Raw genomic sequence first — 13,145 nt, forward strand, 5'->3', positions numbered from 1 at the left:
CTAGTAAAACCACAAAATTAAAGGTCACCTCGGTGGCCTTTTTTTTGGCACTTATTTTGCTTAATTAGCTTTTGCAGAGTCAAAGTGTCAATAATTATGACTCGCCTAAAATTTCATTTAAAAATGTCGATTTACGTAGTAGCAACAACTTGGCCGTATACAGATGTCTGTCAACCAGAAATATTTGCCCTCAATTGCTGTAGTCCTGCATTTATTTCACCTAGATTTATGGCCACAGTTTAAAGAACGATTTGCTCAACTTCCGGCAACAACCGACCTGTTCATTACGACACCTGACTTCAAAGTTGACGATGTCAAACGTCTTGTGCTGTCAGACTTTCCGCTTGCAACCATTTTCGGATTTGAAAATAAAGGAAGAGATGTTGGTCCCTTGATTGAATTGATCCGATTGGTGCCCCTGCATGACTATGACCTAGTTTTAAAAGTTCACAGTAAAAAATCAACTCACAAAAAAGGGGCTCAAGGTGACGATTGGAGAGATGAGCTATTAGAAGGTTTACTACCAACGGGCAGAACTCAACTAATTTTTGACTACTTTTTAAGCAACCCTCAAGTAGGCATTGCTGGCCCAGATCAATACCTCACACCAATTGCGCAATCCTTTTACCACCCCGACACAATTAGACACTGGAACCGCATTACTGCAAGCCGAACTCAATATCCAGATGCGGCGCAATTCTTTGCCGGTACTATGTTTTGGGCAAGGGGCGCCGTATTTCATGAACTAGCAAAACTTAAAGTCAAGCAATCAGATTTTGAAATCGAAAGCGGACAAATTGAGGGAACTTTAGCTCATGCATTGGAAAGATATTTTCCTTTATTGGCGTTTGATCAAGGTCTGACGGTTGCAGGTTTCAACTTTAGCGATGCCAGCAGGTGGGCGTCCAAGCGCACACTCACCAAATCACAAATCAACAAATTTTCACAATTTTTTTCGAAATTCAACGATTCAATAAAGCTGCATGTGGTTATTAAGGCTTCTGATTCTGATTTAACTGTCAATTTGAATCGCACCACAAAATCACTCAAAGATGCAGCATCAGGATTAATTTGCATAAGCACTGAAGTACTGATCGAATCAACAGACGCGAAAACCTCCAATAGGATTATTTATAACTGCTCAGCTACTAATTTTGACTGGTTGCTTTTGGTTAAAGCAGGCGACGAATTTACACGGAGCGGACTCCTAATCTGCATGTCTCAGCTAGCCACTAACAACGATATATTGGCAGCATACACAGACAAATTAATTCGCGCGCCTTCTGGTAATGTAGAAGCCGCACTGCTTCCCGAATTTGATTCGGATTTACTGATGAGCTTTCCCTGGCTGATGTCCAATCACTGGTTTTTCAGTAGTACAGCAATTCAAATGCATGGGCCATTTAAGGAAAATATTGGTAGTTTTTTTGAACTAGATTTCATTCTTAAATTGACTAGAAATTCTGCACCAGAAAAAATCGTACACATCGCAGAACTACTACTAACTACATCTGAGCCAAGTGCATCAGAAAATGAAACTCTAGAGTTTGCTGCAATTAATGAACATATTCAATTGGTACATGGTCAAAAATCACATGTAACAAATATAAAGCCCAGACTGTATCGGTCTCTTTACCACCATCCAGATTCACCTTTAGTTTCTATCGTTATTAGAAATGAATATTTATCTGAAACTCAAGGTTGTATTGAATCTTTACTTGAATTCACGAGTTATAAAAATTATGAAATTCTGATTGTCGCATCATCGATAACCACTGACACCTTTTCAGCGTGGGTCAAAGGCTTGATAGAAATTGACCCTGTGCGTTTTCGCCTAGTTACGGTTGAAAACTTTGAAAATTTCGCGGCTGCGTCAAATCAAGCAGTAACTGTTGCGCGCGGAACACATATCTTATTTTCAAATTGCGCCACCCGTTTTATTGAACCCACATGGCTAGATGCCCTACTTAATCATGCGCTCCGAATTGAAGTTGGCGTTGTTGGCGCAAAAATTATCAATCCAGATTTAATCGTAGAACAATCTGGCGTCGTTTTAGGACTGCACGGCATTGGCGGAACCGCCTTTAAAGGCCAGCACTGGAATTCGCCTGGTTACATGCAACGTGCGAATGTTGAACAGCAATTCAATGCAATCACTTCGAATTGCATGATTCTTTCCAAGCAATGCTTCTTGGAACTGCAGGGCTTTGATTCATCGATTGCAAGCACTCGACTGTCTCAAATTGACCTGTGTCTAAGGTTGCGCTCAAATGGTTTCAAAATCATTTGGACTCCACATTCAATTGTTGCTACGACCCATTCAAGCTCCAATTTTTCTTTAGGAAAGAGCGACGACTTCTTTATCCATCCTTCGTCTGAAGAAACCACAAACTTTCTCAAGAAATGGCTACCTAAATTAGCGAAAGACTCGACATACAACCCAAATTTCACTTTAATTGGGCAGTCATTCACCATAGAACCAGATCCAGAAATTTCATTCAGGCCAATTACTTGGCGTCCAGATCCTGTTGTTTTGATTCATCCTTCGGACAATTTTGGTTGCGGTCAATACAGACTTATACAGCCATTAAAAGCACTGGAAGCTGAAGGCATGGTGGACGGAATTTGCTCTTTCCGACCATTACTTCCGGTTGAGTTAGAACGAATTCAACCTGACACCATCATTTTTCAGAAGCCTTTTCAGCATTCGATGCTGGAGTACATGAAACATTCAAAATCTCATTCCAATGCTTACAAAATATATGAGATAGATGATCTTCTTCATAGACTTCCTATGAAGAATCCTGACCGAAAAAAATTTCCGAGCGACTTACTACGAATTATTAAAAGTGGAGTGTCTTTGGCAGATAAGTTGATAGTTTCCACTCCTGGTTTAGCTGAAGCAGTAAACGACTGGCATTCAAATATACAAATTCTGGAATTGAAGTTACCTACAGATTGGTGGCTAAATTTAGAGGTTCATAAAACTGAGCATAAAAAACCACGCGTTGGTTGGGCTGGAGGTAGTTCGCACAGAGGTGATCTTGAATTGATTTTTGACGTGGTCAAGGATCTATCTAATGAAGTCGAGTGGGTGTTCTTAGGAATGTGCCCCGAGCAACTGAAACCCTACGTCAAGGAATTTCATATTGGCGTAGCCATTGATGTCTATCCTCAAAAGCTAGCGAGTTTAGATTTAGATCTGGCTTTAGCACCGTTGGAAAATAATCAATTTAATGATTGCAAAAGTAATTTGCGTCTCCTTGAGTATGGCGCATGCGGTTACCCAGTAATTTGTAGCGATACACGCGCTTATGTAGAGAGCGGGCTATCTGTCCAAATTGTAAAAAATCGTTACAAAGACTGGGTTGATGCCATTCGTCAACATATCAACGATCTGCAAACATCTACAAAAATCGGGCATTCCCTCAAAGCCGAAGTCCTGGATAACTGGATGCTTAGTAGCGATGCTCTTAACAAATGGACTAAAGCCTGGTTAAGGTAAATTAAGTTGCACATTCAAAGATTTAATGGCAATTTGTTGCCGCTTTAGACTTACTTAAGCATTCATTTCATTTAACTTTTTTGTTTTTTTCTGGCTTAAATATTGCTTCCTTGAATAAGCCGCTACTGCTTTAGACAGTTCCGCTTACTACTTCACATGAAGCTCAATCAGTGAGAAAAATTTGGTGAGAGTTAAATGATTAACATTTTCATTGGATATGACACCCGCGAAAGTATTGCTTATCACGTTTGTGTACAAAGCATTATCGGCACATCGTCACAGCCGGTTGCAATAACGCCTCTGGTCCTTGATCACCTTAAAGACTACCAAGAATCACACCAAGACGGGAGCAACCAATTTATCTATAGCCGTTTTTTACTGCCGCATCTTATGCGTTACAACGGTTGGGCGCTATTTGTTGATGGCGACATGATATTTCGCGAAGATATTGCAAATTTGTGGAACTTACGTGATGACAGATTTGCAGTAATGTGCGTTCAACACGACTACATCAGTAAGGCAACTCAAAAATATTTAGGTGCAACGAACTCAAATTACCCTCGAAAAAATTGGTCCAGCGTAGTACTTTGGAATTGCGGCCACCCTGCTAATCGATCCGTAACACCAGAGTTCGTCAGGCAAGCAAATGGACCTACATTACACAGATTCAAGTGGCTTCAAGACAGTGAAATTGGTCAACTACCGATTGAATGGAATTGGCTACCCGACGAGTTTGGGGCTAATCATCAAGCGCGATTGTTGCATTGGACATTAGGCACCCCTTGCTTTAATGAATATTCTGATGCACCGATGGCAAATGAATGGCATGAGGAATTTAGGCGTACGACCTATTCGGCACAAACTGACCATCCAATCAGTGTATTACCTACTATATGAATTTTCTTTTGTGCCTTGATCCGTCATCCTTGACTGAAGGTCAAAGGTTGCATCGCATCCCTGTATTCCAAAAAATTGCAGCTTCATTAATCAAGGCTGGGCACAACGTTTCAGTTTACGGCCATGACAAAATTAAATCAGAGTTCCTCTCTTCCGATCTTGATGTTCAGTATTTCATTGCATCACCTAAGTTTGATGACTTGAAGCAGCAAGCCGACCTTAACAATGCCTTGCTTTATGTGAATCAAGCCCCAATCGAAATTGAGGCTTTAATGATCAATGATTTTCAGAAAAATGGAGTGGGGCCAGATATCGTTATCTCCACGGGTCCGACCTCGATATATAGAAAAATTTGGCCAAATAAGCTTTTCTTGCATTACGAATTGGGCATTTTCAATAGACATCCCTTTCCCACTTATCACCAATTCGACCCGGGGGGATATCACCACAAAAGTGTTCTTTCAAAGTACCCGACCTTCAATTTGCCAATCAATCAAAAGGCCGTTGTTCAGTTAAATGCGAAGGCAGACGAATGGCTTGTTAACTTGGGGATCGGAAAAGATAAGGTCGGCCATTGGGATGTAGTCTATTTCCCTTTACCTTCCTATGAAAACTGGACGGTAAAGTCAGAAATTTCATATAAAAATCGGCTTGATTATTTGCGTGCTTTTGCTTTTGCAAATCCTAGCAGAAAGATTGTCTGCAATGAAAAACCACAGCACCCTTTAACTTTGCATGAGCGCAATGAAATTGGTGAAATTAAAAATGTTCAATTGCTTGAAAATAAAGACTCAAATGGCATCGGCACGTTGCTAGCCATTTATTGCAAAACAACTTATACATTCAGCCCTTCGTTGGCTTTACAAACCCTCTTTTGGGGGAATGAACTCATAACTCATCCAGATACTTCGATGAACACTTGGGCTATGTGTCCCAATGCACGAGAACACCTAGCTGGATATTTTTCAACTTTCAATATTCAGGATTTTTCTGAAATCGATTCACGAATTGAGACATGGCATGCGTTCAATCCATACCAATAACCATCTATTTATGACTCGTTGTTAATATGACATCCAAATCTAACTATCAAGCCTTTGAGCATTTATCGGATCTAGACCTAGCCGTTCTTAACCGATTATTACCATGGAAGTGCTTCACTGAAGATTCGCTTGGTCGTAAGCTTGGGCACCAAGCCTGGGAAGGCAAGCGTTCTGAGAGTCAAGAGATTCCTGATTTGCGAATCATTAAGCTGAATGAAATTATCAGCCTAGCTAACAAATCAGTGCTTGAAGTGGGCTGTTTTGAAGGCGTTCATACAATCGGACTTTTGTCATTCACTCCTACTGTTGTAGCCTTAGATTCACGAATCGAGAATGTCACAAAAACACTGACTCGCTGCTCAGCTTACGGAGTCTTTCCTAAAACATATGTTCTTGACATTGATAACGAAGAACAAACAACTTCATTGCCTGAATTTGACATCCTTCACCATGTTGGGGTTCTGTATCATTTGCTTGATCCTGTTACGCATCTCAACAAGCTTCTTCCAAAAATTCAAACTGCCGTCCTTCTCGATACCCACTACGCAACGGAAGAAATGGCAAATCAAACGAATGAGGCAGGCTATAAATATTTTGAATACAAAGAGCTTGGATATGACGATGTTTTTTCAGGCATGGCGTCCACCTCTAAATGGTTACTGAAAACTCATATATTTGAACTATTGACTAAAAACGGATTTAGTTCTTTGACGGTTCTATCTGACAAAATAGAAAGAAATGGCCCGCGTATTTCCTTAGTAGCTAGCAAATAAACAACTTTCTTGGATGCATCTTGATTTAAAAGTTGGATTAAATTTTTTCCACGATAATCCAAAATCCTCGTCCCATCGCTCCGTGTGATTCAAGTTGCAGCACATTAAAGTGTTCGCAAATTTTTCTAAGCCACCAAGAGCTAGGTTGCTGAATTAAATGTGCGTTGCGTCCATCTGCCAGTTTTTTTTCTGCCGGGCCCATATGAACAGAAAAGAATCCCAACTTAACGGTGATTTCAGCAAGCTCTCTCAGTACTGCATCTAGCATTTCTGGCTCTATGTGTTCGAGTACGTCTATACAGCAAACTAAATCTGCAGGTTTTGGAGATCCATATTCTGGGAATACGGGGTCATAGGGCAGATAAGTTAGATTACTGATGCCCTCTTTCTGTAGACCTTCTAAAAGCCTCTGCTTACCTGCACCGTAGTCTGAAACAGTTTGAGAGTTTGAAAGTCTAATTAAATCTGCAACTATTGGTGCAAAAGAAAGCGAGGCCATTCCATAATTTGGATTCTTATGGAGATCGGTTTGCAACCCCAAATATTGCTCTGATATGGTTTTTGATTTCATTTTTTCGTTTAAAAATTCTTGTTATGAAAAGTAATGCTGCTTGAATCAGCCTTTATTTTCGTCTTTCGACACTGATTTTTTCCAATAATCTTTAGCTCAACGTGTCTTTAGAAAAACAAATGCATTGGCTTCCTCAGTTCAGAGATAGCAATTTATGCGCCACATCATCGTTAATTACTTCATTGCTTTGAGATAGAACTGAGTTATCCCCCTGAATGACAGTCCCATAGGTATTCCTTAAACTAACAACTAGGAACACGATTATGGATATGACCATGTCATAAATAAGACCTACCCGGGTCGAAGTGGTCACCAGTGTTCAGCGCCGCAGGCGCTGGACTCTTCAGCAAACACCTCAACTCATCAAAAAAGCCAATGAGCTAGGAAACGCTACTTCTTTGGTAGCCTGCCAAAATGAGATGCCTCTGTAATTCGATAGCTGAGAACCTGTGAGGGCTGCCTTTGCACTGCATTGCTTCGACAGGGTTAGCATGATCTGGGTTTGCTGGATCAAATCCTGTAACTTTTTTCATTTGGGTATCTTCTGCCTTGAATGCACAATCGTCAAAACTTCAATTTTGCTGCTAACTAGATAAAACAAAATGTAGTTTGGACTGATCACAATTTCACGAGCGCCCTCAACTCGATCACTCGATTTGTAGAGGTAAGGATTTGCACCTAAGTGTCTAAGCGCACGATCAACTCGAATTTGCAAATCCTTAGCAGACTGAACATTGGTCTCAGCGATGTAAGTCAGAATTGTGAGCAGATCGTCTTCAGCTGCTGGCAGCCATTCAACCAACAGCATGCTTTTTCGCTTTTTCAGCGATCAAAGCATTCGCCTTGTTCATGACGTCTTCATGAGGCACCAAGGGTTGCGAACTTGCTCTGGCCATGGCAGCTTTCTTTTGAATCCAGAGCGTGTGATTTTTGTCCTGGGTTACTTCATCCAATTTTGACGCCTGTTTTATCTGCTTCTGGTTCATGGCAAAGCCTCCCTGTGCTTTAATTCTGAATGAAATTCAGCGGTTTGTCTGTACCAAGCCATTGCATCGGCCCACATTTTGAAATTGCAGCCTTGCAATCCACCAAGCTTTGCCGCTTTGCCGCAATTTCCGGCAAACCCCTGCCACTTTGAGTCGATCTTTCGACACAAAGTGGCAAAGAAAAGCTGGCACACCTCTTGCTCCATACCCTGCAATCGCATCAGCAGCATTGATTTCATTCAATTTGCTGATGTTCATTCACTAAAGGAGCTAGACATGCACATTGAATTACAACAGGCCATGCAACACTTGGTCGCAGAACAATCCTTGAACCTCAAGGAAGTTTCACGCTTTACACCAGTGGATTTCCGCCTGGGCATTCAATACTTAGTTGCACAAGACCAACCCGACCTGGCTCAAGCCTTGGCCGAAGCAGGCTTGGCTTTGTACCCTTTAAGTGAAGACATTCTGGCAATTTCTGGCCTCTTGGCCATTACCCGTGAAGACTGGCCTCTTGCTGTAGAAATTCTGCAAGACCTGGTTTCTGTGCAAGACGGCCGTGTGCAGCCCATGACATATCAAATGTTGGCTCGCGCTTTGGCTTGCAACCTCGATGTAGCTGAAGCACACCAAGTGCTGGAGACCGCTCTCCAAAAGTGGCCCAACGATGCCACCTTGATTCAAGAACGCAATGCAATGGCCGCAGTTCAGGATGCCATGCCTGCATCCAATTTAACCAACTAACTAATTAATTAGTAATTGAACTAACGGCAATCAAAGCGGCAACGTGTTGCCACAAAGCAAACCAACGCAATACCTTGCCACTCGCCCCATTAGGAGATTCTCATGACCGTCATTAACACCAACGTTAAAGCCTTGTATACACAGGCCGCCCTTAAAAACTCGAACCGCGCGAGTGAAGTGGCCATGCAACAGCTTTCAACTGGCAAGCGTATCAATTCCTCCAAGGACGATGCCGCTGGATTGGCCATTGCCGCTCGGATGACTCAAAACATCCAAGGCTTGAACCAGTCTATTCGCAATGCTGGTGATGCGATCTCCATGATTCAAACAGCTGAGGGTGCCACGCAAGAGATCACCAACATGCTGCAACGCATGAGTGAACTGGCCGTGCAATCTGCCAACTCTACCTACTCAAGCGACCAGCGCAGCTACTTGGACCAAGAGTTCCAGCAGCTCAAGCAAGAGATTGTGCGTGTGTCAGAAATGCACGAGTGGAATGGTTTTCCAATTTTGAATGGTAAAGCTGGATTGCCAGTGGGTTCACCCAAGATTGAAACCACGGATCGTGCTGCAGTAGCAGCAACAGCCTCAGGCAAAGTATTGGCTGAAGGCGACATGAAGTTATTGATTGGCGCCAATGAATATGAAATTCCAGCATCTTCTGCTGCCGACGACACCAAGAGTAATCTTGTAGCTGCATCAAGCAATGCAGCTGGAAGTGCCATTGCAGTAGCAGCTGCAATCAATAAGAAACTTGCGGAAACTGGTGTTTCGGCCACGGCAAATGGTGCTGAAATTAAAGGTGCTAAAACAACTATTTCAAAGAGTTCAATTCAAACAGACTTATACATTAATGGAACAAAAGTTAGTTTGAGTTTGACTTCAAGTCAATCTGAAGCTGAGCGCCGCGCTTATGTAATGAACTCCATTAACGCTAAAACTGCGCAGCATGGTGTTATTGCTGGTGATCCTGGTAATGGTGGCTTAACACTGACCACCGTCGATGGACGCAATTTGTCGGTTTGGTACGACGGCAGTGTAGCTGTTGGCTCAGACTTTGGTTTGGGAATGAATACTGCAACAACGTCAGACCCATTGGGCGTTACTGGTTTGGCCAGTGCATCTGTAGCTGCAATTGGCAATAAAACAGTTGCAACCACAGCAGCCACTTCTGCATCCACTGCCGTCACACTGCCTGCAACTGGTTTGACAGTTGGCATGAACGTGACAGGTGCAGGTGTACCCGCCAATACAACCATCGCAACAATTACAAGCACTGGCATTACTCTAAGCAACAGCGCCACCATAGCGTCGGGTGCTGAGCTTTCGTTCACTGGCGGTGTGAAAGCTTCAACTGTTTACGGTTCTGTCACTCTCAATTCCGATAGTGAATTTACGATCAATCCAGGTGCAAACGCATATCCAACTAAAGCAACTGACATCACAGGAAATAAGTTTACTTTCCCTGCTGTAAGTGCAACGCTCAATCCTTCAACGGATGTCATTTCCGTTAACTACGGCGGCAAAAGTGCTACATACACCGTTGGTGCGACTAAACAAGATACAGCTGTTGCATTTGCAAATGCAGTTAATGCAGCTGCAGGAACCAATGTTGCGTTTGCGGGAAAAACAGCGAGTTCAACTCCTGCAGGCAATGTGATTACTGTTGCACCAGCAGGCTTGGTTGTTGGAATGCCCGTGTCTGGAACAGGTATTCCGGCAGGCGCTTACATTACAGAGGTTGGCGCAAGCACTGTCACAATCAGTGCAGCAGCCACAGGAACATCTGCAGTTAGCTTAGTCTACGGTAGTGGTGCTGATGACACTGTTCAGATTTTTGCACCTGCTGGTACAACACCAAGTTTAACGATTACAGCGCCAAAAGAAGGTTCTAAACCTACAGCGGCAATTGACGTTAACTATCCAACTGTGAAGAGTACCGCACAAGTGGCAGCCAAAGACCCAGCCTACTCAAATTTGAGTGCACTCGGATTCATTCCCGGCGCAGTAATGGCTAAAAACATTGGTCGCTTGAACTTCCAAGTGGGTCCTGCTGCCAACCAGCTCATTTCCATTGACTTGGCTGACTTTGGTAAGAACGGTGACATCACTGGTCCCATTACAAGTGACAAAGCACCAACCAATTTGTTGACAGTGCAATCGGCAAACGATGTGATCATGAACGTGAACAAGTCACTGGATCGCATTGCAGCCACACGTGCCACCATGGGTGCGGTGATGAACCGTTTGACGCACGTGATCGACAACTTGACGAACGTGGTGATGAACTCTGAATCATCACGCAGTCAAATTGAAGATGCCGATTACGCCAAGGCCTCTACCGAGTTGGCCCGTACGCAAATCATGCAACAGGCTGCCACTGCGGTGTTGGCACAAGCCAATACATCGCAGCAGACCGTGCTCAAGTTGTTGCAAGGCTAAGACCTTTTTCCCTACTAGTGGAGACGCTGGCGTCTGAAACCCTGAGTTTCATGCGCTGGCGGTTTCACGCCAACTTGCTCGCAGACCCAGTCTTGCGTGCTTTGGTGTGTGGCTTTGGATTGTCCAAAGCTCTGTATTGCTGTCGGTAAATTGACGAAAAGCCTTGTTTTTATACTTCATAAGTATTCAATTTAACATGGCACGGCCATTGCTACTACTCATGCATTCCTATGCACATGAGGCACCAGAAAGCAATGAGCTCTTTACATACTGCGCAACAAGTTCTGTGGCTGGACCCCGTCCAGCCTCTCGACGCGCCTGAGCACGCCCAGTTAACCGACGCGGGTTTGGCAATCCGCTGCATTAACACGCTTGACGAACTTCAATCGGCTTTAAGCCACGGCCAAACCATGGCCCTGGTCATTCGGCACGACACCAACTTGGATTTGCTCAAGAGCTGCCAAACGCTCATGTTGCGTGCTGGTGTTTCTGTGCCCATGGTGTGCCGTGTTGATCGCCGTAACCTTGAGCTGGCCGTTCAGGCCATGCGCCAAGGTGCTGCACATGTGCTGGCCACCGACGATTGGTCAACGGGTTCATGGCAAATGGCCCACCAAGCCATCCAAGCTTTGCGTTTGTCGTCCTCTGCGGCTTCCATGGTTGCCCGCATGGCGCCACCTTCTGAAGTTGTTGCTGCCGCCACTCCCCAAAAGAGCGTGGTGTACGTAGACCCCGTTAGCCGTCACTTATTGGCCCTAGCCCAACGCGTAGCGCAAGCCAACGTCACCGCCCTCATCGAAGGCCCCACAGGTGCCGGTAAAGAAATTTTGGCTCGCGTACTGCACGAGTCTTCAAAGCGTGCACGCGGCCCCTTCGTTGGTTTGAACTGCGCAGCCTTGCCAGAGCAACTGATTGACGACATGCTGTTCGGCCACGAAAAAGGCGCGTTCACTGGCGCCCAAAAAGAATTCAAGGGTTTGTTTGAACAAGCGCAAGGCGGTACTTTGTTTTTGGACGAAATTGGCGAGATGCCTTTGCACTTGCAAGCCAAGTTGCTGCGCGTCTTGCAAGAGCGCTTGCTCACACGTTTGGGTTCTGAGCGCCAAGTGGCTTTGGATGTGCGCGTGATTGCCGCCACCAACAAAGACCTGCGCGTGGCCATTGCCGAACGCCAGTTCCGCGAAGATTTGTATTTCCGCATCAGCACCTTCAAACTGCGCGTGCCGCCCCTGCGTGAGCGCCGTGGCGACATCTTGCCTTTGGTGGCCAGCTTGTTGTTGCGCCATGCGCCCAATGCACAAGAGTTCACTTTGAGTGATGAAGCACAAGCACAATTGTTGGCGTACCCATGGCCAGGCAATGTGCGCGAATTGGAAAACGTGGTGCAGCGCGCTGTGGTGTTGTGTTCTGACCAGCACATTGAAGCGCATCACTTGATGTTTGACGATGCAGCCGACATGCAATTGCATATGGCACAAGAGCTGGTGAATACACCAGTTGCTTCTACAGCCCCAACGTTGACAGCACCTGCCACGCCTGTGGCGAGCTTCAACATGCCCACCGAAGCATTGCGCTATCCCGACACCAGTGCAACCGAAGACAACGCAGTGATTGCCTCTAATTTGCAAGAAGCAGTTAAGAGCAGCGAGCACCAAATGATTTTGGCTGCCATTCAAACCACCGAGAGCCGCATGGAAGCGGCTGCCAAGTTGGGCATCAGCCCACGCACTTTGCGCTACAAGTTAGCCAAGCTAAAGGCTGAAAACGGCTCAATGTCTTGGGCCGCTTAAGGGGAACACACATGATCGACAAAATCAATTCTCAAAGCAACATTCAATCGATGTTGCAAACCCTTCGCTCTTACCAGTCCCAAGCCGCTGGCGGCATGGACGAAGATGGCAACAAAGTGGGCGGCCTCAATGGTTTGAGCGGTTCACAAGGTCCACAGGGCCCAGCTGGATTTGGCGACTTGATGCGTCAAACCGTTGACAAGGTGAACGAGAACCAAATGAACGCTTCCAAAATCGCGGCCTCTTACGAGCGCGGTGAAGGCGTGCCACTCACCGATGTGGTGTTGAGCATGCAGAAATCATCCTTGAGTTTTGAAGCCACCTTGCAGGTGCGCAATAAAGTGCTGAAGGCATACGAAGACATTTTGAACATGCCGGTTTAAGCCGCATTGAA

At 44.8% G+C, this 13,145-nt stretch carries 12 protein-coding genes; 8 read left to right on the plus strand and 4 right to left on the minus strand.

Annotated elements, in window-relative coordinates:
* Positions 1–163 precede the first annotated feature (163 nt).
* From B9Z46_RS10550 to B9Z46_RS10565, 4 genes are all read left to right on the plus strand, one after another.
* Positions 164–3,505, plus strand: coding sequence for a rhamnan synthesis F family protein (locus B9Z46_RS10550; protein WP_108256295.1), 3,342 nt, complete (start codon positions 164–166; stop codon positions 3,503–3,505).
* Positions 3,506–3,700: 195 nt separating this feature from the next.
* On the plus strand, positions 3,701–4,402 hold the full coding sequence (locus B9Z46_RS10555; protein WP_108256297.1) for a glycosyltransferase: 702 nt from the start codon (positions 3,701–3,703) through the stop codon (positions 4,400–4,402).
* A gap of 29 nt (positions 4,403–4,431) precedes the next feature.
* Entirely contained in the window at positions 4,432–5,445 is a 1,014-nt protein-coding gene (locus tag B9Z46_RS10560) for a hypothetical protein (RefSeq protein ID WP_146179249.1), read from the plus strand.
* A 26-nt stretch (positions 5,446–5,471) separates the two neighbouring features.
* On the plus strand, positions 5,472–6,218 hold the full coding sequence (locus B9Z46_RS10565; RefSeq protein WP_108256301.1) for a DUF1698 domain-containing protein: 747 nt from the start codon (positions 5,472–5,474) through the stop codon (positions 6,216–6,218).
* Positions 6,219–6,255: 37 nt separating this feature from the next.
* Here B9Z46_RS10565 and B9Z46_RS10570 read toward each other — a convergent pair whose 3' ends face one another.
* The 4 genes from B9Z46_RS10570 to B9Z46_RS10585 all read right to left on the minus strand — a co-directional run bounded on the left by B9Z46_RS10570 (position 6,256) and on the right by B9Z46_RS10585 (position 8,014).
* The gene (locus tag B9Z46_RS10570; protein ID WP_108256303.1) at positions 6,256–6,789 is read right to left on the minus strand and encodes a class I SAM-dependent methyltransferase; all 534 of its coding nucleotides are present in this window, start codon (positions 6,787–6,789) and stop codon (positions 6,256–6,258) included.
* Between the two features lie 529 nt (positions 6,790–7,318).
* Positions 7,319–7,597, minus strand: coding sequence for a type II toxin-antitoxin system RelE/ParE family toxin (locus B9Z46_RS10575; protein ID WP_108256305.1), 279 nt, complete (start codon positions 7,595–7,597; stop codon positions 7,319–7,321).
* Positions 7,584–7,775 (minus strand): hypothetical protein, encoded by a 192-nt coding sequence (locus tag B9Z46_RS10580; RefSeq protein WP_108256307.1) that lies wholly within the window; start codon positions 7,773–7,775, stop codon positions 7,584–7,586. The genes B9Z46_RS10575 and B9Z46_RS10580 overlap by 14 nt, the downstream gene beginning before the upstream one ends.
* Complete coding sequence (locus B9Z46_RS10585; RefSeq protein WP_146179250.1) at positions 7,772–8,014, minus strand: hypothetical protein; 243 nt, start codon at positions 8,012–8,014, stop codon at positions 7,772–7,774. The genes B9Z46_RS10580 and B9Z46_RS10585 overlap by 4 nt, the downstream gene beginning before the upstream one ends.
* 37 nt (positions 8,015–8,051) lie before the next feature.
* On the opposite strand from B9Z46_RS10585, the gene B9Z46_RS10590 reads away from it, so the two are divergent.
* The 4 genes from B9Z46_RS10590 to fliE all read left to right on the plus strand — a co-directional run bounded on the left by B9Z46_RS10590 (position 8,052) and on the right by fliE (position 13,134).
* Complete coding sequence (locus B9Z46_RS10590) at positions 8,052–8,519, plus strand: hypothetical protein (RefSeq protein ID WP_108256311.1); 468 nt, start codon at positions 8,052–8,054, stop codon at positions 8,517–8,519.
* 102 nt (positions 8,520–8,621) lie between these two features.
* Positions 8,622–10,961 carry a flagellin gene (locus B9Z46_RS10595; protein WP_108256313.1) on the plus strand — a complete coding sequence of 780 codons (2,340 nt, stop codon included), beginning with the start codon at positions 8,622–8,624 and terminating at the stop codon, positions 10,959–10,961.
* Between the two features lie 254 nt (positions 10,962–11,215).
* Positions 11,216–12,751: a sigma-54-dependent Fis family transcriptional regulator gene (locus B9Z46_RS10600; RefSeq protein ID WP_108256315.1), complete on the plus strand. Its 1,536-nt coding sequence runs from the start codon at positions 11,216–11,218 to the stop codon at positions 12,749–12,751.
* Positions 12,752–12,762: 11 nt separating this feature from the next.
* Entirely contained in the window at positions 12,763–13,134 is a 372-nt protein-coding gene (fliE, locus tag B9Z46_RS10605) for a flagellar hook-basal body complex protein FliE (RefSeq protein ID WP_055359626.1), read from the plus strand.
* Positions 13,135–13,145: the final 11 nt, after the last annotated feature.

Origin of the sequence: Limnohabitans sp. Hippo4 (assembly GCF_003063605.1) — a bacterium.
GTDB lineage: Bacteria > Pseudomonadota > Gammaproteobacteria > Burkholderiales > Burkholderiaceae_C > Limnohabitans_A.

Excerpts from the sequence above, each read along its gene's own strand:
- B9Z46_RS10550 (WP_108256295.1), top strand. The coding sequence starts at position 164 with ATGTCTGTCAACCAGAAATATTTGCCCTCAATTGCTGTAGTCCTGCAT.
- B9Z46_RS10555 (WP_108256297.1), top strand. The coding sequence starts at position 3,701 with ATGATTAACATTTTCATTGGATATGACACCCGCGAAAGTATTGCTTAT.
- B9Z46_RS10565 (WP_108256301.1), top strand. The coding sequence starts at position 5,472 with ATGACATCCAAATCTAACTATCAAGCCTTTGAGCATTTATCGGATCTA.
- B9Z46_RS10570 (WP_108256303.1), bottom strand. The coding sequence starts at position 6,789 with ATGAAATCAAAAACCATATCAGAGCAATATTTGGGGTTGCAAACCGAT.
- B9Z46_RS10575 (WP_108256305.1), bottom strand. The coding sequence starts at position 7,597 with ATGCTGTTGGTTGAATGGCTGCCAGCAGCTGAAGACGATCTGCTCACA.
- B9Z46_RS10580 (WP_108256307.1), bottom strand. The coding sequence starts at position 7,775 with ATGAACCAGAAGCAGATAAAACAGGCGTCAAAATTGGATGAAGTAACC.
- B9Z46_RS10585 (WP_146179250.1), bottom strand. The coding sequence starts at position 8,014 with ATGAAATCAATGCTGCTGATGCGATTGCAGGGTATGGAGCAAGAGGTG.
- B9Z46_RS10590 (WP_108256311.1), top strand. The coding sequence starts at position 8,052 with ATGCACATTGAATTACAACAGGCCATGCAACACTTGGTCGCAGAACAA.
- B9Z46_RS10595 (WP_108256313.1), top strand. The coding sequence starts at position 8,622 with ATGACCGTCATTAACACCAACGTTAAAGCCTTGTATACACAGGCCGCC.
- B9Z46_RS10600 (WP_108256315.1), top strand. The coding sequence starts at position 11,216 with ATGAGCTCTTTACATACTGCGCAACAAGTTCTGTGGCTGGACCCCGTC.
- fliE (WP_055359626.1), top strand. The coding sequence starts at position 12,763 with ATGATCGACAAAATCAATTCTCAAAGCAACATTCAATCGATGTTGCAA.